This window comes from Algoriphagus terrigena DSM 22685 (genome assembly GCF_000429445.1).
Lineage (GTDB): Bacteria > Bacteroidota > Bacteroidia > Cytophagales > Cyclobacteriaceae > Algoriphagus > Algoriphagus terrigena.
This window is the reverse complement of the sequence record NZ_AUBW01000003.1, coordinates 70,809-88,307: the sequence shown is the minus strand read 5'-3', so window position 1 is coordinate 88,307 and position 17,499 is coordinate 70,809. Positions and strand designations below refer to the sequence as shown.

Annotated in this window: 17 protein-coding genes; 8 read left to right on the top strand and 9 right to left on the bottom strand. The window is 46.5% G+C overall.

Annotated features, from left to right (window positions below; all coding sequences use genetic code 11):
• Positions 1-127: 127 nt before the first annotated feature.
• From G459_RS0100415 to G459_RS26520, 4 genes are all read left to right on the top strand, one after another.
• Positions 128-730, top strand: coding sequence for a hypothetical protein (locus tag G459_RS0100415; RefSeq protein ID WP_026965856.1), 603 nt, complete (start codon positions 128-130; stop codon positions 728-730).
• Positions 731-848: 118 nt separating this feature from the next.
• On the top strand, positions 849-1,451 hold the full coding sequence (locus G459_RS0100410; RefSeq protein WP_026965855.1) for a hypothetical protein: 603 nt from the start codon (positions 849-851) through the stop codon (positions 1,449-1,451).
• A gap of 43 nt (positions 1,452-1,494) precedes the next feature.
• Positions 1,495-3,216 carry a M28 family peptidase gene (locus G459_RS0100405; RefSeq protein WP_245588100.1) on the top strand — a complete coding sequence of 574 codons (1,722 nt, stop codon included), beginning with the start codon at positions 1,495-1,497 and terminating at the stop codon, positions 3,214-3,216.
• A gap of 79 nt (positions 3,217-3,295) precedes the next feature.
• The gene (locus G459_RS26520; RefSeq protein WP_035454797.1) at positions 3,296-3,676 is read left to right on the top strand and encodes a DUF2750 domain-containing protein; all 381 of its coding nucleotides are present in this window, start codon (positions 3,296-3,298) and stop codon (positions 3,674-3,676) included.
• 67 nt (positions 3,677-3,743) lie between these two features.
• Here the strand turns inward: G459_RS26520 and G459_RS0100395 are convergent, their stop codons facing one another.
• The gene (locus G459_RS0100395) at positions 3,744-4,739 is read right to left on the bottom strand and encodes a phosphotriesterase family protein (protein WP_026965853.1); all 996 of its coding nucleotides are present in this window, start codon (positions 4,737-4,739) and stop codon (positions 3,744-3,746) included.
• Positions 4,740-4,869: 130 nt separating this feature from the next.
• Here G459_RS0100395 and G459_RS28730 point away from each other — a divergent pair, with 130 nt between their 5' ends.
• Positions 4,870-5,757 carry a restriction endonuclease gene (locus tag G459_RS28730; protein WP_051314999.1) on the top strand — a complete coding sequence of 296 codons (888 nt, stop codon included), beginning with the start codon at positions 4,870-4,872 and terminating at the stop codon, positions 5,755-5,757.
• Positions 5,758-5,892: 135 nt separating this feature from the next.
• Here G459_RS28730 and folE read toward each other — a convergent pair whose 3' ends face one another.
• Together folE and G459_RS0100380 are read right to left on the bottom strand one after the other, a co-directional pair.
• Entirely contained in the window at positions 5,893-6,597 is a 705-nt protein-coding gene (gene folE, locus G459_RS0100385) for a GTP cyclohydrolase I FolE (protein WP_026965852.1), read from the bottom strand.
• Positions 6,557-6,967: a 6-pyruvoyl trahydropterin synthase family protein gene (locus G459_RS0100380; protein ID WP_026965851.1), complete on the bottom strand. Its 411-nt coding sequence runs from the start codon at positions 6,965-6,967 to the stop codon at positions 6,557-6,559. Before G459_RS0100380 ends, folE begins: the two co-directional genes overlap by 41 nt.
• Before the next feature lie 395 nt (positions 6,968-7,362).
• Between G459_RS0100380 and G459_RS0100370 the strand changes: the two genes are divergently transcribed.
• Positions 7,363-8,052, top strand: a complete 690-nt coding sequence (locus tag G459_RS0100370; protein ID WP_035454794.1) for a murein L,D-transpeptidase catalytic domain family protein — start codon at positions 7,363-7,365, stop codon at positions 8,050-8,052.
• On the opposite strand, the gene G459_RS26510 is transcribed toward G459_RS0100370, so the two are convergent.
• The 5 genes from G459_RS26510 to G459_RS0100345 form a co-directional block, all read right to left on the bottom strand.
• Complete coding sequence (locus G459_RS26510; protein ID WP_051314998.1) at positions 8,042-9,688, bottom strand: L,D-transpeptidase family protein; 1,647 nt, start codon at positions 9,686-9,688, stop codon at positions 8,042-8,044. The two genes, G459_RS0100370 and G459_RS26510, sit on opposite strands and share 11 nt — an antisense overlap.
• A 275-nt stretch (positions 9,689-9,963) precedes the next feature.
• Positions 9,964-11,607 carry a L,D-transpeptidase family protein gene (locus G459_RS0100360; RefSeq protein ID WP_026965848.1) on the bottom strand — a complete coding sequence of 548 codons (1,644 nt, stop codon included), beginning with the start codon at positions 11,605-11,607 and terminating at the stop codon, positions 9,964-9,966.
• A gap of 11 nt (positions 11,608-11,618) precedes the next feature.
• Entirely contained in the window at positions 11,619-12,467 is an 849-nt protein-coding gene (gene kdsA / locus G459_RS0100355; RefSeq protein WP_026965847.1) for a 3-deoxy-8-phosphooctulonate synthase, read from the bottom strand.
• A complete protein-coding gene (locus G459_RS0100350; protein ID WP_026965846.1) occupies positions 12,464-13,039 on the bottom strand; it encodes a KdsC family phosphatase in 576 nt (191 codons plus the stop codon). The genes kdsA and G459_RS0100350 overlap by 4 nt, the downstream gene beginning before the upstream one ends.
• Entirely contained in the window at positions 13,021-14,562 is a 1,542-nt protein-coding gene (locus G459_RS0100345) for a bifunctional GNAT family N-acetyltransferase/carbon-nitrogen hydrolase family protein (RefSeq protein ID WP_026965845.1), read from the bottom strand. Before G459_RS0100345 ends, G459_RS0100350 begins: the two co-directional genes overlap by 19 nt.
• Before the next feature lie 184 nt (positions 14,563-14,746).
• Here G459_RS0100345 and G459_RS0100340 point away from each other — a divergent pair, with 184 nt between their 5' ends.
• On the top strand, positions 14,747-15,622 hold the full coding sequence (locus G459_RS0100340; protein ID WP_026965844.1) for a mechanosensitive ion channel family protein: 876 nt from the start codon (positions 14,747-14,749) through the stop codon (positions 15,620-15,622).
• A gap of 51 nt (positions 15,623-15,673) precedes the next feature.
• A complete protein-coding gene (locus G459_RS0100335) occupies positions 15,674-16,597 on the top strand; it encodes a DUF6089 family protein (protein WP_026965843.1) in 924 nt (307 codons plus the stop codon).
• Here G459_RS0100335 and G459_RS0100330 read toward each other — a convergent pair whose 3' ends face one another.
• Entirely contained in the window at positions 16,598-17,422 is an 825-nt protein-coding gene (locus tag G459_RS0100330; RefSeq protein WP_026965842.1) for a universal stress protein, read from the bottom strand.
• Positions 17,423-17,499 lie beyond the last annotated feature (77 nt).

Below are 17,499 nucleotides of genomic sequence, written 5' to 3'. Positions count from 1 at the left end.
CTTTACAACTATTAAAATACTGACAATCTAATTTTTAACAGTTATTTAGTTAATTAAAACTAAGCAAACTTTTTTTGTGAATAAATATTTAGAACATTGCTCAAACAAATCCAAAACCCTTTTTAAGATGAAAACAAACCTTTTTCTCATCCTCTTCTTTTTGGCTGCTATCCCGATCGCCTCGTTTGGACAGGAAAGGCCCAAACTCCAGTACGCTGCCGGCTTCGGTCCTTCCTTTGACAATAACATCGGACTCTGGGGAATCAATTTCTCTAATGAACTGAATGTCCGTCTTGGGAAAAGAGCATCTTTTAACACAAATCTCACCTTTTACCAGTCATTGGGCAGCACCAAAGAACAAACAATGCCTCAGGGGGAATATGGCAATGATCAATCTTCCGGGATTTTTCTAACTCCCTCTTTCAAATATGATATCATCCAACTGGAATCGGGTTTTAAGCTAGCCTTGGCTGTGGGGCCATCCTTACAATTGGGCGGCGATGCATATACTTTGGATATCAATTATCCCACTTCAGACGAACCTAACTACGTTTATTTTGGCAACAAATACCAACGCATAGGATTAATGACAGAACTGGAAGCAGAATGGAAGACAAAAAATCCAAACGTGAAAAACGCTGCGAGTATTTCCGCATTTGGAGCAGATAAAACCTTTCCCTGGTATGTCAACTTGACTTACAAAGTGCGGTTCGGCCTCGGAAAGAAGTAACAAACTCAAAGCAGGAAGACTAAAATTATCGGCGTCTACGCATGAAAAATTAGAGTGCCCTACAGTGGCAGCTCTCGGCCTGATCTGACTTTTTATAGCTCAACTAAATACCCCAAATATGAAAACAAACCAACTATTTCTCTTCCTCTTCTTTTTGATTTCTATTCCATTTGTTACGAATGGACAGGACAAACCCAAGCTGCAGTACACTATTGGTCTTGGCTCAACTCTAGATAGGACAAACACGCTCTGGGGAGTAAACTTTTCAAACGAGCTGAATGTCAACTTGAGAAAAAGAACTTCGTTCAATCTGGGCCTATCTTTTTATCAATCCTTATTCTCCGCTTCTACAATATCACTGCCTCCGGAATCAGGAGGAAATAACAAGGATCAGTCCTCGGGACTCTTTATTAGTCCGACTCTCAAATTCGACATTCTCCAGCGGCCGTCCGGCTTCAAATTGGCATTGGCCTTTGGTCCTTCACTCCAATTTGGTGGAGACACGTACCTCGCATCCTTCTATACCGGAGTTCCAGCACCTTCCTATGTTATAAACAAGTACCAACGACTGGGCCTGATAACAGAACTGGAAGCAGAATGGAAGACAAAAAATCCAAACGTGAAAAATGCAGCGAGTATTTCCGCTTTTGGAGCAGATAAAACCTTTCCCTGGTATGTCAACTTGACTTACAAAGTGCGGTTCGGCCTCGGAAAGAATTGATCAAACTCGTAACTAGCGGCTCTAAACCAACGAAACGCCCGTTTTGAACATACATCTAAAAGTCGTCGGCACTCTATTCCTTCTTGCCCTTAGTATCCATTCCTTTGCCCAAAAGTCCCCTCTGGCAACAGTAACCGACCCGTATTTCGACCTTGTCAGGTCCGAATTCAAAGGAAACGAGGCCTATGAAACGGTGGCTTTCGTGGAACAATACTGGAGAATCGCCGGCAATACTGGTTTCAACAATACAGTTTTTCGGATCGCTGAAAAGCTGGAAGCGGCTGGCTACGTCTTGGGGGAAAACGCGAAGGACTCTGATCGCTTCACCTATCGGATCGAAACCCGGAAGATGGATCGCCCGACGTGGGAGCCTGTCACAGCTTCGTTAAAATTGGTCGGGAGCGAAGGCTTTTTGCTTTCCTCGGAAACCAATCGAAACATGGTCTACCAGTATTCCAGTTCTGCGGATGGCGTAAAAGGAGAAGTTGTCTACATCGAAAACAAAGAAGACCTCAGCTCCAAAGACCTTTCCGGCAAGATCCTTTTTTCCGACAAATTGCCCTACCGAACCCTGCAAGTTGCCATAAAGGAAAAGGGTGCTATCGGCGTGCTGACCTACGACCTGCCGGGCTATCTACAGCCTGAGAAAAATATCACATCGATTCAGTTTCGAAGCCTCCGATACGAGGCCGAACAACCTGCATGGGCCATTGCCTTGTCTTTCGAAGCCAAAGAGAAACTAAAAGCAGAACTCGCAACCGGCAAAGTAGAGGTCGTAGTGAACATCCAAACCAAGATCTACGAATCAGAAGAATTGACCGTGGTGGCAGATGTTAGAGGTTCGGACTTGCCGCTGGAAAGTCTGGTCTTTTCCGCCCATATCCAAGAGCCCGGCGCCAATGACAACGCCACCGGCGTAGGCACCCAACTGGAGATGGCCATGCTCACGGCTGATCTAATGCAAAAAGGAAAACTCGATCTGAAGCGAACGTTGACCTTCCTCTGGGGCGATGAGATCATCTCGACTCATCGCTATATCGAGGAGAAAGAGAAAAGAGCAGCCGAGATCAACTGGGGCATATCGCTGGACATGGTCGGTGAGAATACCGATGTAACGGGCGGAACTTTTCTGATAGAAAAGATGCCCGATCCGAGTGCGATCTGGACTCGTGGTGAAGAAAAACACAGCGAATGGGGCGGAGAGCCGATGACCATCGACCAGATGAAGCCTCACTATCTGAATGATTTTATCATCAGCACTTTTGAGGAACAAGGAAAATATGCCGACTGGGTGGTGAAAACCAATCCTTTCGAGGGCGGATCTGATCACACGCCATTCCTCCATTCCGATATCCCGGGACTTTTGCTTTGGCATTTCACCGATCAGTTTTACCACACGGACAATGACCGACTGGACAAAGTATCCCAAACTACGATGGTCAATGTCGGAACGGCGGCTTTGGTGAGCGCTTATACGTTGCTAAATGCGGATGTGGCAACAGGCGGAGAACTCGCAGAATTGATTCTTGGAAAAGCCATCGCCAGATTGCAAATCGAGTCAATTTTGAGCAAGAAAGCCATCGCCGATGGCGCCGATGTCACGGAACAAAAACTTATCCTTGAAACGTGGAAGGACTGGTACATGAAGTCTCTGGATTCAATCAGCGATCTATCAGCCGAAGCCGATAAAGACTTGGATGTTTCAATTAAAGTCGCCAAACGAAAGCTGGAAGCAGCCTATCAGACTATGAAGCCTGCAATTTGAAAAATTGTAAATAGCATGAATCACAAAGGAAAGAAATGAAAAACATGAACCGAGATCAAAAGAGTCAATTAGCCAGATTATGAGTCAGTCAGCTTCACAAGCCGCAATATTTTATCGAGATGTTGAAATTTCACAAAAAATTTGGTCGATAAAAGATTCCGATGGTTTTCCAAGTCCAATAACTCGGAATGGTGCTAGAGCAATGCCCTTTTGGTCAAGCAAATCTAGAGCGGAATTGATAATAAAAAATGTGGCAGCATATAAGGGCTTTGAGCCTGTGGAGATAACTATCGATGAATTTCTATCATTCTTAGTTCAATTAAAAATTGATAATTACTTAGTTGGAATAAACTGGAGTGGAAAAAACGCGGTCGGATTCGATTTAAATCCAGAAAACATTATAGTATGGGTTAACTCTTTTAAACCGAAACATAGCATTTGGGGGAAATTTTTTAAGTAATAATTCTTATTATTTGTGATTGAAAACGCGTTAATGGCTTCACTCAAGAAGACCACAAAACCTAATATCAATTCAGCCCAAAAGCTCTCTTTGGGTTTTCGATCAACAACATCTCAAAGTCCGAATCAACAAAACCCTTGGCCTTCAGAGCCGGAATCAGCTTTTCGAAGATATTGGTAAAAGGCTGAAAATCCCCTCCGCCTGGTTTGGCAGGATCATACCAGCCTGCGTCGTGGGAGATCAGCACGTGTTTGAGAATTCCGTTTTGCTTCGCAAAAAACAAGCGATCGACATATTCCTCCACGCCCCAGCCGATTCCATCGAGACTGATCCAGACGCCCAGTTCGGCAGCTCTCAGGTAGTTTTGAAAATCATCCTCGGCTTGCGCGTGAACCCAGACAAATGCCGATGGACTAATTCCCATTTCCTGCAAAATGGCCACTTCCTGACTAGCCGTCGCCCAAGTTCCGGTGTGGGAAGCAATCTTCAATCCTGTCTTCTGATGCGTAATCCCCGCTGCTCTGACCAGTTTCTCGTCAACTTCCCGAAGTGGGGTTTCCTCGTTTACGGAGATTTTGATGAAACCGGGTTTGATTCCTGTGTCATCAATTCCATCTTCAAACTCGGAGATCCACCGATCCGCCAACTGCTCGGCGGATTCGGTGAAGACAAATTCCGGAAGATGTTTCCCTCCCACTGCACCGTAAAAACCTGTGTTGGTCACAATTCGGATTCCAGATTGTTCGCTGAGCTTTTGAAGTAAGATTGGGTCCTTCGCCAAATAAGAAGGCGTACAGTCAAAGATGGTTTTTACGCCGTATTTCTTCACTTCCAGCAGATAGGGCAAGACTTTGGCGATAACTTCCTCTTGATCGTAGCGCTCCGGCGAGACAGAATCCGCTCCAACAAAATCCACCAGCATGTGCTCATGGATCAAGGTCAGCCCGAGAGAGTCGATGGGAAAGCTGCCAGTGACCGAGTTAAAATAGGGAGGGTTGTTTTCTGGTGTCGAGCAGGAAAAGAGACTAAGGAAGAAGAGTAAGGATGGAAAAATTGATCTCATGACCTAAATCTAGGAATCCTGTGTCAAAAAAGTGAATTATTGAACGGGATTTACAATTCTATCCGCATATCTAACAATTTGTAATTGAAGACGTTATTGAAAATTGGGCATAGTAATCTCGAAAATAACCATGGGCGTCTTTGACTATAAAAATCACATAAGTCCTCAAGAAATTAGTGATAACCCACACACCCTTAAATGCGCATTCTGTTCAAGTACTTTAAAACAATTTGAAATAGAAAATATCTGGGGAGAATCTGATGATGATCATGTGTTAAAGATCCAGAAGACTATCCACAGGGACTACAAAGAAATTAATGGACTTGATGATTGTTACCTAGATCTTAGAATAGAATCAAAAGAAGAACTGGTATGGTTAAATTGCTGTCCAGTCTGCGGATGGTATCGGGTCGTAAAAGATGTATGTGTATGTGCTGAGGTGTGGCAAATCTGGGATATATTTTTTGGAATATCTGGAACCCTAAAAAACCTTGACTTAGCGGACGTAAACCAGCCTATCTCCGAAGTAGCCAGCTATCTAACGGCAAAGTATGACAGTAGATTCTATGTTAATCCTAGGGTATTTGAAGAAGTAGTAGCCGATGTATTTAAGAACTTAGGCTACCATGTAAGCATAACAGGATATAGCAACGATGGTGGAATTGATGTCATTTTAGAAAAAGACCAAAACAAGTCCATTGGTATTCAAGTCAAACGATATAAAAATCAAATCAAGGCTGAACAAATTAGATCGTTTGCTGGCGCATTAATGCTATCCGGGTTTGAAAAAGGGATATTTGTAACAACCTCGGACTTTCAGCGTGGAGCTATAAAAGCCTCTGAGAATTTTACTACCAAAAAATTACCTATTCAATTAATTAACGCGAAGGAATTTTACGAAGCACTGAAAATAAGCCGGAAATCAGTTATTGATGTCGATCTAATTAGAGAAAATATCAAAAACAACTCTAAACACCTATTTGAGTACGGCTGGGTTACACCTAGAAACAGTCTGTAAAAATATTGCCGCAACAATATCGAAACAACCTTTTCAATTGCTCTTACTGCTTTATCAAAATAAAACCCACCCTCTGCGTTTAAACAAAAAAACCGGACCTCTCGGCCCGGTTTCCTTTTATCGCTAACTCCAGTCTTATTTTTCCAGACTGATGTATTTCAGAAATTCGTTTCGGCTTTGCTCCTCCTGCTCAAACTTCCCGGAATAGAAAGAAGTCACCGTGGAGCTATTGGTGTCCTTCACACCACGCGAGCTGACACACATGTGGTAAGCGTCCAGGATCACAGCCACGTCCTCGGTGCCGAGCGCCTCTTTTAGCGCATTGCCGATCTGCATGTTCAGACGCTCCTGGACTTGTGGTCTTTGAGCGAAATACTGGACAATCCGATTGATCTTGGAAAGACCGATCACGCTGCCGTTGGAGATGTAGGCCACATGGGCTTTGCCATAGATCGGCACGAAGTGATGCTCACAGTGCGAGTGGAAGGTAATGTCCTTCTCCACCAACATCTCGTTGTACTTAAACTTGTTTTCGAAAAGCTTTGCTGCAGGCTTGTTTTTGGGATTCAATCCCGAAAAGACCTCCTTCACATACATCTTCGCCACGCGATGGGGAGTGCCCTTGAGGCTGTCGTCAGTCAGATCCAGCCCGAGAATGTTCATGATTTCGCGAAAATGCTTCTCGATCAACTCGATCTTCAGCTCGTCGGTCATCGCAAACGCATCCTCGCGAAGCGGAGTTTCGAGGGAAGTGCCGATATGCTCTTCACCAAATTCCTCCAAAGAGGCCTGCGGGATGTCAATTCCCATCGTATTCAACAAAGTTTCTTTCCGTTTCATAAAGTCGAATAGTTAACTCGAGTTTTAGATCAATTTTTTCCCTTAAAATATTCCAAATAACCACTGCAATGTTTTCAGCGGATGGGTTGAGATTCTTGAATTCATCGGTATCAAGATTTAAATTTCTATGGTCAAATTTGTTCAGAACGTGCTTCTTGATCAGCTCACTGAGCACTTTCATATCGTAAACATACCCCGTTTCCGGGTCAATCTCCCCCTTGAGCTGGACAATCAATTCGTAATTGTGCCCATGAAAACTCGGATTGTTGCACTTGCCAAAAACCGCCTCATTTCTCTCGTCTGACCAGTTGGCATTGAATAAACGGTGAGCAGCGTTGAAGTGCTCTTTTCTATAAACTGATACTTTCATGTGTTTAAAATGCCTTTCATCTGGGAATATGAAATTTTGCATGGCTGATGATCATCCCAGTGTGTGAAGTTTTTCGTCATGCTCGATTTCATGAAGTGATGAAACAGCGGTCTCTCGACTTTTGTTTGATTTTTTTAGGTTTAATCTGCTACTGCAAGAGAGAAATCCTGAATGACAGCGAGAAAATCAGGAACGCAAAATTACAGAATTTAACACAGGTATTAAAATCAGTCTGGATGCGCATCAGAGCAAGAACGGCGATTGATATGCGGAAGGTTCCCGATAAAAAATTCACAACTTTTAAGCATTAAATCATAAGATACTGACTGCAAGCTCGTTTCTCCTTAGGATATCGCGGGATATCGCCCTAACTTTGCACGATCACCCAAACGCTTATGCTTACCCAAACCATTACGCTTACCTTCCTATTGTTCATAGGAATCTTCACCAACCCAAATTTTAAAGAAAACACCCCAGCCCCCGTCGCTTCCTCAGATCCTATCGCCTTGATTTACGATGGGTTGCGTGGAAATACCGGCGCGCTTCCTTCCAAAGAAGTGCTGACAATGGCTATCCAAGGTTGGAGCAAGATGAAAGACAATCTCAAGACAAAACTGCTGACCGTGATTGACTTCAGCCTCCCCTCTACTGCCAAGCGCATGTGGATCATTGATCCTGAAAAGGGCGTGATTCTCCTCAATTCCGTGGTTTCTCACGGCAGAAACTCCGGCGAACTGATGGCCAAGTCATTTTCCAATCAGCCAGAATCGTTCAAAAGCAGTTTGGGTTTTTATAAAACTGCCGAAACCTACTCCGGCAAGCATGGCTATTCGCTGAGATTGGATGGTTTGGAAAAGGGCTTTAACGATCAGGCAAGAAGTCGCGCGATCGTGATTCACGGAGCCGACTATGCACGGGAAGAGTTTGCAGCGTCTGTGGGCAGATTGGGACGAAGCCTAGGCTGTCCCGCGCTTCCTAGTGAGCTTTCAGCCAAAGCGATTGATTTGATCAAAGACGGCTCTTTACTTTTTATCTTTGGACAGGACGCAGGTTATCTGGAGAAATCAAGTCTGATCAAGGCTTGATTTCCTCGCTTCGCAGAGCTGTCAAAAGCGCTGCGTCCCGCTCGTACACGTCCGATCTGAAGTTTGCCTTTCCGTCTTTGTCTGCCCAAAAAGTCATGTAAAGCAGCACCACGGGGATTTTTCTATTCAGTTTCACGATCTCTTCTTCGTCCTGGCTCATCGCTTCTTGGATCTTCTCGTCGTCCCATTCAGCATCATCCAGCAGGATTTTCGCAAACTGCTCCGGGTTTTGGATGCGGATACATCCGTGGCTCAGTGCCCGTGTTTCCTTGTCAAACAGACTTCTGGCCGGCGTATCGTGGATGTAGATGTTGTATTCGTTTGGAAACATAAACTTCACGAGCCCAAGCGAATTGTCCCCTCCGGGCTTTTGTCGCACGCGATAGGCTGTGTCTTTTGACCAATTCACCTTTGAAGCGTTCACAGTCTCCCCGTCGCCATTGACGACTTCCATATTTTTCTCCGAAAGATAATCTCGGTTTGCCTCTACCGCTGGAATGATCTCATCCGTGGTGATCGACGGCGGAATATTCCAATACGGGCTAAAAACGATGTAGCTCATCGGGGCAGTGAACGTCGGCGACTCGCTGTATTCCTTGCCCACGATCACCTTGGCAGTGAACGCGGTATCATTCTTCTGCATGTAATCGAGCTGATAGTTGGCAATATTTACAAGCACCATCTCTTGGCTCCAGTCAATCGCCGGCATCCAGCGAAGACGCTCCATATTGACCGAGGCGATGTCGATCAAGTTTTGAGGGGAATTGTTCAGCGACTCAGCGACCAGCGAACCGATGACTCCATCAGGTTTCATCCCATTGACTTCCTGATATTTTTGAAGTCCAGCCTCCATCTCAGGGTCAAACAATGTCAAATCTTCGACATCATAGGGCTTCAAAAATCCCCAAAAGATCAATCGCTTACGCAAAGCCGGGATTGCATCATGTCGCTCTCCCTCTTTGATTGCACCGTCGACTTTTGCAAGGTCCCAGGTCAAGGTGTCCTTTTCCTGAATCTCATAGAGTTCTTTGATGGCTTTTTTTCCACTTGCATATAGGTCGGAATTGGGATAGAGCCTCTCAAAGGTCTTGTCCACTGGGGCGCCGGCAGCTATCTCCTTCAGCATATCGGAGTAGTCAACCTCTGTTTCTTTCGCTTCAAACTTCCAGTCCGGATCAAGCGTCGCCGGGTTCACTCTCCCTTTTTCCAAGTCATGAGCGAGATTAAAAAAACCCGCTGTCAACAGGAGTTCGAGCTGGACTTTTTCATCTGGTGAAAGATTGCGAAACTTCTTGTTTTCCTTTTCTGGATTGGAAGAGAGCGCCGCGACCTCTTCCAAATGGTAATGAGCAGGCTGCAACCCGTCATATTTGGAATCCTGGATCCGCGCAAGCAGGTCCTTTCCTTCCTTTGAAAGTGAGCCATTCAGCAGCCAAACTTCCAGATAGTCCCGATCTGCATAAAAAGATTCGATTTCGGCGGCATAGGCAGAATTCGCCAAGACGTCCGATTCAGTATCGGTCAGACTTTGCTCCAGTTCATCGGAAATATCAGTTCGGCGTTGGCCGAGAAACCAAAAAAGCCCGAAAGCCAGTACAAGAACTGCAGCAATCGGGATCAATATCTTCTTATTCATAACGGGCGGTTGGTGTGTTGCCCGTTACGATTCAAAGTTCGTACTCATTTCAACTGAGCTAACCTATAGAGCTAACTTTCAATTCATTGAGAAGGATTAACGTGGGAAATCTCTAAAATCGAATATCAAAGGCGAGTCACCGTTTACCCAAATTGAGGAATCGCCCACACCCAGCTGATCAAACATCCTTTTCACACACCTCTAAAAAACCATCTACAAGAGGTAGCAAAAGAATACTCACACGAGCGGTCGAAAGACCTCCGTTGACCAATCTCCTATTTCTTCAAAAGCGCCAAGATCTCCTCGTCTCGGTCGTAAATATCCTGTCGGAAATGAGCATTTCCCTTTGAGTCCGCCCAAAATGTAAGATACAGCAAGACGACGGGGACTTTTCGCGGCAAATTGACAATAACCTCGGAAGTCTGGTGCATTGCGTTGTCGATCTTGGCAGGTGTCCAACTTGGATCGGACCTGAGAAGAACCTCTGCCAGTTTCGCAGGATTCTGAACACGGATACATCCGTGGCTCATGGCGCGATCTTCCTTGTCAAACAGCGTCCGAGCAGGCGTGTCATGGAGGTAGACATTGTGTGCATTTGGAAACATAAACTTGACCAAGCCAAGCGAATTGCTGCCGCCGGGTTTTTGACGAACCATGTATGGAAAGGATTTCCCTGACCAGTTTACACTCCCCGGATCGACATGTTTTCCGGAGAAGTTGACCACCTCCATGTTCTTTTGGCTAAGATAGGATGGATTTCGCCGTACCGCGGGCATAATCTCACTCTTGGTAATAGACGGTGGGATGTTCCAATAAGGGCTAAAAACGATGTAGCTCATCTGGGCTGTAAACACTGGCGACTCGTGATACAGCTTCCCTACAATGACCCGTGCGGAAAGCAAGGTGTCCAACTTGTCGACGTAGTCCAGCTGGTAGTTGGCGATGTTGACCAGGATCATCTCCAGATTTTGCACCGTATCAGGCAGCCAGCGTAGCCGTTCCAGATTCACAGCGGCCTTCTCCATCAGCATGGTTGGAGAGGCGCTCAGACCGATCGCGGTATTCTTGCCGATGACTCCGTCAGGTTGCATTCCGTTTCTAAGCTGAAACGCCTGGACGCCCAAAAACATCGTGGAATCATACAATTTAGGATCCGAGACCGTGTCAGCCTTCGCATAACCCCAATAGTTCAACCGCTCGCGCAAGGTCGGAATCGAGTTATGGGAATCACCCACTTTGAGCGATTTATCCAGCTTGACGACCTTCCAATCCAGCGTGTCGGTTTTTGTGCGTTCGTCCATTGCTCTGAGCACTTCCCGACCTTTCTTGTAGATTGTAAACTTAGGATAAAGCGTCTCCAGATTTCTCCGGATCTCTTGCTCCGCGATGGATTCCTTGAGCAGGTCGAGGTAGTTGATTTCTGCGTCTTTCCGCTTGATCTCCCAGTCACCTTTCAGAGAGGCGGGATCTACTTTGCCCAATTCCAGATCTTTTGACAAAGCAAAAAATGCATCCGTCAGCAGCAATTCCAAGTTGACCAAGTTGCCCGGTTCATTTTCCTTCTTGCCAGCCTTGTTGGATTCGAAAGTCTGGAAATAGGAATTGATGAGCGTGAGATGATAGTCTTCCGGATTCAGTCCGTCAAATTTGGCCTGGAGGAGCTCAAATCGCATCTCATAGGCTAGTTCCAACAGAACGCCCTTTTGAGACCAAACTGCTTCAAAATTCCGATCCGCATAAAACTTGTGGATCAAATCGGCACTCTCCAGCTCACTCCCAGAAACTACCGGTTTCACAGTGGGATTCTCTACCTCCAGCTTTGTTCTTAGCAAAGTCGAAATAGGTTCTGGAGTATTCTGAAAGGCAAAAACTGAACTTCCGAGGATCCAAAAAAGCAATCCAAAAAGTATTTTCCGCATTGTAGCTAAGTTTATAGAACGTTGAAATCCTGATACTTTCTCCCCAAAGTCCATGCTTCCTTGAGCATACCAAGGAAATCTCCCATCCGGTGAAGGGGAATCAGGTTTGGTCCATCGCTGAGTGCTTTGGCCGGCTCGGGATGAGTTTCGATGAAAAAGCCATCGATGCCGGTAGACGCTGCTGCTCGAGCCAAGATTGGCGCAAACTCCCGCTGTCCGCCGCTCGTCCCTCCCTGACCTCCCGGCTGCTGCACGGAATGGGTGATGTCAAATACCACCGGAGCAAACTGGCGCATAATCGGCAGTCCGCGCATATCGACGACCAGATTGTGATAGCCGAGGGAAAATCCCCGCTCGGTCAGACAGACATTCTCATTGCCTGTAGATCTCACCTTGGTCACCGCGTATTGCATATCCTCAGGAGCCATGAACTGGCCACGCTTGATCTTCACCGCCTTTCCGGTATTTCCTGCTGCCAAAAGCAGATCTGTCTGGCGGCAAAGAAAAGCCGGAATCTGGAGCACGTCGACTACCTCAGCCACTTCCGCTGCTTGATAGCTCTCATGGATGTCGGTCACCAAGGGAACGTCCAGCGTCTTTCCGACCCGCTGCAGGACTTCCAGCGACTTGTCCATTCCTATACTTCTGAAGGAACCCGACGAGGTGCGGTTAGCTTTATCAAAAGAAGCCTTAAAAACATAAGAAAAGCCATGGGCCTCAGCCCAGGCTTTGACTTTGGTACCGATCTCGATACAGATATCAAAGCTCTCCACGGCGCAGGGGCCGGAGAAAAGCACGGGTTTTTCTGATCCGAGGACGATTCCTTCTCGGATCTGCATGGGCTGGGTATTGCGTATCATGATTCTTTGTGGGCTAAGGATTCTATCAATGGGATCAACTGGTCTTTGGAGTGGAGGAGGATGTCCGCCACCTCTCTAAAGACGCCATTTCCACCGGAAAACGGGGAAACATAATGCGCGTGCATCTTCACATAGGGCAGGGCATCAGCAGGCGAAATTGCCAGTCCAACTTTGACCAGAATAGGCAAATCTATCAGATCATCGCCGATAAAAGCGACCTCTTCGACCGCCACTTCCATGATCTCCAGCACTTCTGCGAGCTTCTTCCCTTTGTCTTTGATCCCATGATAATGGAAATCAAACTTGAGCTCTTCGCAGCGGTTTTCCACCACCGGCGATGTCCTGCCAGTGATCGCTCCAACCAAAAACTTCGCCTTTCTAAGATGCTGAACAATCAGCCCGTCCTTGACATTGTACTTCTTGTACTCGGTACCGAGATCATCGTAGATAATGCCTCCGTCGGTCATCACGCCATCGATGTCAGTGATGAGCACTTTAATTGATTTTGCCTTTTCAAAGATTGATTCCGGCACATGTGCGAAGTATTCGCTGATTATTTTTTCTGTTTCCATTGTACTGAATAAAGGTCGAGTCTGCGCTGCTCCAGATTTCTGACGCTTCCTGCTTTGCGCTGCTTGGTAAGCAGGTCAAGATCCACGTCGGCGACGATGATGGTTTCCTCGTTTTCGGAGGCTTGCGCCACCATCGCGTCATGCGGAAAGGAAAAATCGGAAGGTGAGAAGATCGCAGCCTGAGAATACTGGATATCCATGTTTTCGACTTTGGGAAGATTACCCACCGAGCCGGTGATCGCCACGTAGCATTCGTTTTCGATGGCTCTCGATCGGGAGCAGGTATTTACCCGGAGAAAAGCATTTTTGGTATCTGTCCAAAAGGGAACGAACAGAATGTCCATCTCCTGCTCGGCGAGGATTCTGCCCAGCTCGGGAAACTCCACGTCGTAGCAGATCAAGATGCCGATTCTTCCAGCGTCAGTTTCAAAGACGTTGATCCCGTTTCCGCCCTGAAGTCCCCAGTATGCAGCTTCATCGGGAGTGATATGCAGCTTGTACTGCTTGTCCTGAGTTCCGTCACGACGGCACAGGTAGCTGACGTTTCGCAGCTTTTTCCCGTCGTATTCAGGCATCGAGCCCGCCACGATGTTCACGTTGTAGGATACCGCCAGCTCGCTCATTCTCCCGACGATTTCATCGGTGTAGTCGGCCAGATTCCGGATCGCCTCGGAGGCATCCATGTCATTGAATTCGGCCAACAGCGGGGCGTTGAAAAACTCGGGAAGCAGGCAAAAGTCCGATTTGTAACCAGACACTGTATCCACGAAAAACTCCACCTGCTGCATCAGGTCATCCACATTGGAGAAGCGTCGCATCTTCCACTGGACAAGTCCCAGACGGACGATGGACTTCTTGTTACCTATGAGTTTTTCGTCTTTTTCGTAGTAGATATTGATCCACTCCAGCAAGGTCGCATAAGCTCTGGAATCGGTGTCTGACGGCAGATATTTGGTGATAACCTTCCGCACGTGGAATTCATTGGCTAGCTGAAAAGACAGCACCGGATCGAAGACCTCCCTGTTTTTGACCAGATCGATGTATTTGCGCGGAGTCATCTCATCGGCGTACTTGGAGTAGCCGGGAATCCGCCCCCCTGCGATGATAGAGCGAAGGTTCAGGTTTTCACAGAGTTCCTTACGCGCATCGTACAGTCGACGGCCCAGACGCATGCCCCGGTAGTCGAAATGTACAAATACATCGGTACCGTAAAGCGTGTCCCCATCGTCGTCGTGCGTGTCAAACTTGCCAAATCCGGTGATCTGGTCGTAGGTATGATTGTCACCAAACTTACCATAGTCGACGATAATGCTCAAGGCAGCGGCGATTACCTTACCATTGTCCTCGATGCAGATCTGCCCTTCGGGAAAAGCCTTGAGTTGATTTTTGAGCTCGGCCTTGGTCCAGGCGCCGCCTTGATTTCTATAGATCGACACCATGATCTCCCGAATGTCTTCGTAGTCGGAGAGCTTGATATTTCTGAGTCTGAGCCTGTGCTCTAGTTCTTGTATTTGCTTACTCATAGTCAAATTTAATCGAATTCAGTCAATTGTTCTAAAAACCAAATCAAGGGGAAATAGATTCAGAATTATATTCTGATTAAAAATCATATTCAAATTAATGCAACCATAATTGGGTGGAACTCTCAATTTTTTGAATAGATTCTAAAATGGTAGCTTGTTGCTGTGCTTTATTCACCTGATTACGATGAAAGATCAAAATGATTTCCTTGAATGGTTGGAAAAAATCCTAAGCCAAAGCCTCTTTACCCTCGGCGACTCAAAGTTAACAGTTGGATTGATTCTGACAGTGATCGTTTCCCTGACGTTGCTATTTATTGTGTCCGAATGGATCCGGAAACTTCTTGTCTACAAGATCCTCCGTAAACGGCAAATTGAAACCGGCACCAAAGAATCGATCGGAGCCATCGTAAAGTATCTCTTGATCCTGGCGGGAATCTTTTCCATCCTTCAAACAACCGGAATTGACCTCAGCGCTTTTGGGGTATTGGCCGGTGCGATCGGTGTAGGGATTGGATTCGGATTGCAGAACATCACCAATAATTTTATCTCCGGTATGGTCATTCTGTTTGAGCAGCCCATCAAGGTAGGCGATCGGATAGAGGTCGGTGATGTGACCGGTGATGTGGTCAGGATTTCGGCTAGGTCCACTACAGTTCTCACCAATGACAATATCAGTATCATTGTTCCAAATAGCCAGTTTATCGACAATCCGGTGATCAACTGGTCACTCAATGAGCGTAAAATACGGTTCAATTTCCCTGTCGGCGTCGCTTACAAAGAAAATCCAGAGAAAATCAAAAATATCCTAGTAGAAGTAGCCAATGCCAATCCGGGAGTCCTCAAAAACCCAGGCCCCGATGTGCTTTTCGACAGCTATGGCGAAAGCAGCCTCAATTTTAGTCTTCGCGTTTGGTCCACGGAATTCGTGGGTAAACCCCGAGTATTGCGAAGTCAGCTGTACTATGAGATATTTAAGAAGTTTGCAGAACATGACATCGAACTTCCCTTTCCACAGCGGGATCTTCACCTGAAATCAGGGTTTGAAAAATTGATAAAATAGGCTAATTTCCCACCAGATTTGGACTTTTTTGATCCGAATTACAGGTAGATGATGAAGAGAGTTCTTACGTTACTTTTATGCTTTATCGTCTGGGAAGCTTCTTCCCAGAGTTTCTATCGCTACCGCTTTGAAGAACCCTGGTCGATCTCGGCTGGGATTGGCCCCACTCAATATTTCGGGGAGCTCTATTCTTTTTGGAAATACAATGAAGGAATACAGCCGGACTGGAATGCAAATTTTGCAGTCAACTACATCTTCGGAACACACCTGAAAGCCAGACTTGAGGGCACCTACTATAAGATGTCCGGCTCAGATCCACCTTCCGACCCGAGAGCCTACCGCACCCCAAGAAACCTGCATTTCAAAGCTTCCAATATCGAAGTTGCGGCCCTTATCGAATACTACTGGCATCCCGTTAAGGTCAATAACATCACACGTCATCTCTGGAATCCCTACATTTTTGCGGGTGTAGGAATGTCCACAAACAACCCTCAAGCCGAGCTCAACGGCACTTGGGTGGATCTACGGCCACTTCAATTGGAAAATAATCCTTATGAGGAGAACATTGTCGTCTTCCCCATGGGCTTGGGCTTCAAGTACAAGTTGAATGTCTACATGGACTTGAAATTTGAGGGCAACTACCGTTTCACCCTCACAGACTACATGGATGACATTTCAGCCTACAACGTGAAGGAATTTTATTTGGATCTGGTCGAAGACTATACCTCCGGCACCAATCCTGACAGGCTTCGTCTGGCAATCCGCAATCCACAATTTGTGCTGGACAATGGCGAACCAAACGTCGACGCCATACTCAGAAACAACGGGAGAGTACGCCGGGGATCGGGGCTCGACCACCGATTTGACGGCTACATGACGGTCAGTCTGGGGCTCGAAATCTACCTGTCACCGGACATTTGGGACAACTGGATCTTCCGAAACAGAATCTATGAAAAACGATTTAGATTCTGGTAATCAAGCTTTCACACTCAATACTCCCAGATCGGACTTAAAAATCAGTGTCTCGGTAGTACCAATCTGGTAGGCCGGAGAATGCAGGTGCTCACCGGTTGCAGTCCCGACCAGACGAATACTGTTTTTATCACAAAATCCCCGAATCCCATGCTCGGCATCCTGGTCATTGAAGACATGGCGATGGATGACAAACTGCTCGTGGCCCTTGCCAAATTCCGCCATATCCTGATCAGATTGTGCGGAAGTGGTGAATTGCGCCGGAGTGTTTACAAATAGCAGATGAATCGAGGACTTGAAAACCCTGGCAAGCGGCAGGATTTTCTGAAATGCGGCCTTTCCTGCAGGATTGAAAACTGTAGCGAAAGCGAACTTGCGAAACGCGTTCCCGTCGAGCGCCTCTTTCACCGCCAAGACCGGACAGGGAGCAAATCGCATGACTTTTTGGAGCGTTGAGCCCACGAAATTCCCCTCAACGTAGCCCTTGCCATGAGCACCGATGACGATCAAGTTTACGCCCATCTGGGAGGCTACCCTCAGGATCTGCTCATACGGCACACCGATCTTGACGATTTGACCAAAATCTGACTTGACCGGGGTCACCGATTTGGTGTATCCCGGAAGGATTTTCAAGGTCTCTTGTTGCTCTTTCATCAGCTCCGGATACTTCGCTTTGGCCTCATCCGGCAATAGATCCCAATCTATCTCCGAGGGAATGACCGAGATGCAAATGATCCTTCCCTGATTTTTGGCAGTGATCCTGCGGGCAGTTTGCAGCGCAGCAAGTGAGAAAGTAGAAAAATCGATAGGAACTAATACAACCTTCATGAGATCGACTGGTTTTAGTTTCCAATCTCTCCATTTGAAAACACATTCTATTTGTGAAAAATCAGGGGAAAACCTGA

Excerpts from the sequence above, each read along its gene's own strand:
- G459_RS0100415 (WP_026965856.1), top strand. The coding sequence starts at position 128 with ATGAAAACAAACCTTTTTCTCATCCTCTTCTTTTTGGCTGCTATCCCG.
- G459_RS0100410 (WP_026965855.1), top strand. The coding sequence starts at position 849 with ATGAAAACAAACCAACTATTTCTCTTCCTCTTCTTTTTGATTTCTATT.
- G459_RS26520 (WP_035454797.1), top strand. The coding sequence starts at position 3,296 with ATGAGTCAGTCAGCTTCACAAGCCGCAATATTTTATCGAGATGTTGAA.
- G459_RS0100395 (WP_026965853.1), bottom strand. The coding sequence starts at position 4,739 with ATGAGATCAATTTTTCCATCCTTACTCTTCTTCCTTAGTCTCTTTTCC.
- G459_RS28730 (WP_051314999.1), top strand. The coding sequence starts at position 4,870 with ATGGGCGTCTTTGACTATAAAAATCACATAAGTCCTCAAGAAATTAGT.
- folE (WP_026965852.1), bottom strand. The coding sequence starts at position 6,597 with ATGAAACGGAAAGAAACTTTGTTGAATACGATGGGAATTGACATCCCG.
- G459_RS0100380 (WP_026965851.1), bottom strand. The coding sequence starts at position 6,967 with ATGAAAGTATCAGTTTATAGAAAAGAGCACTTCAACGCTGCTCACCGT.
- G459_RS0100370 (WP_035454794.1), top strand. The coding sequence starts at position 7,363 with ATGCTTACCCAAACCATTACGCTTACCTTCCTATTGTTCATAGGAATC.
- G459_RS26510 (WP_051314998.1), bottom strand. The coding sequence starts at position 9,688 with ATGAATAAGAAGATATTGATCCCGATTGCTGCAGTTCTTGTACTGGCT.
- G459_RS0100360 (WP_026965848.1), bottom strand. The coding sequence starts at position 11,607 with ATGCGGAAAATACTTTTTGGATTGCTTTTTTGGATCCTCGGAAGTTCA.
- kdsA (WP_026965847.1), bottom strand. The coding sequence starts at position 12,467 with ATGATACGCAATACCCAGCCCATGCAGATCCGAGAAGGAATCGTCCTC.
- G459_RS0100350 (WP_026965846.1), bottom strand. The coding sequence starts at position 13,039 with ATGGAAACAGAAAAAATAATCAGCGAATACTTCGCACATGTGCCGGAA.
- G459_RS0100345 (WP_026965845.1), bottom strand. The coding sequence starts at position 14,562 with ATGAGTAAGCAAATACAAGAACTAGAGCACAGGCTCAGACTCAGAAAT.
- G459_RS0100340 (WP_026965844.1), top strand. The coding sequence starts at position 14,747 with ATGAAAGATCAAAATGATTTCCTTGAATGGTTGGAAAAAATCCTAAGC.
- G459_RS0100335 (WP_026965843.1), top strand. The coding sequence starts at position 15,674 with ATGAAGAGAGTTCTTACGTTACTTTTATGCTTTATCGTCTGGGAAGCT.
- G459_RS0100330 (WP_026965842.1), bottom strand. The coding sequence starts at position 17,422 with ATGAAGGTTGTATTAGTTCCTATCGATTTTTCTACTTTCTCACTTGCT.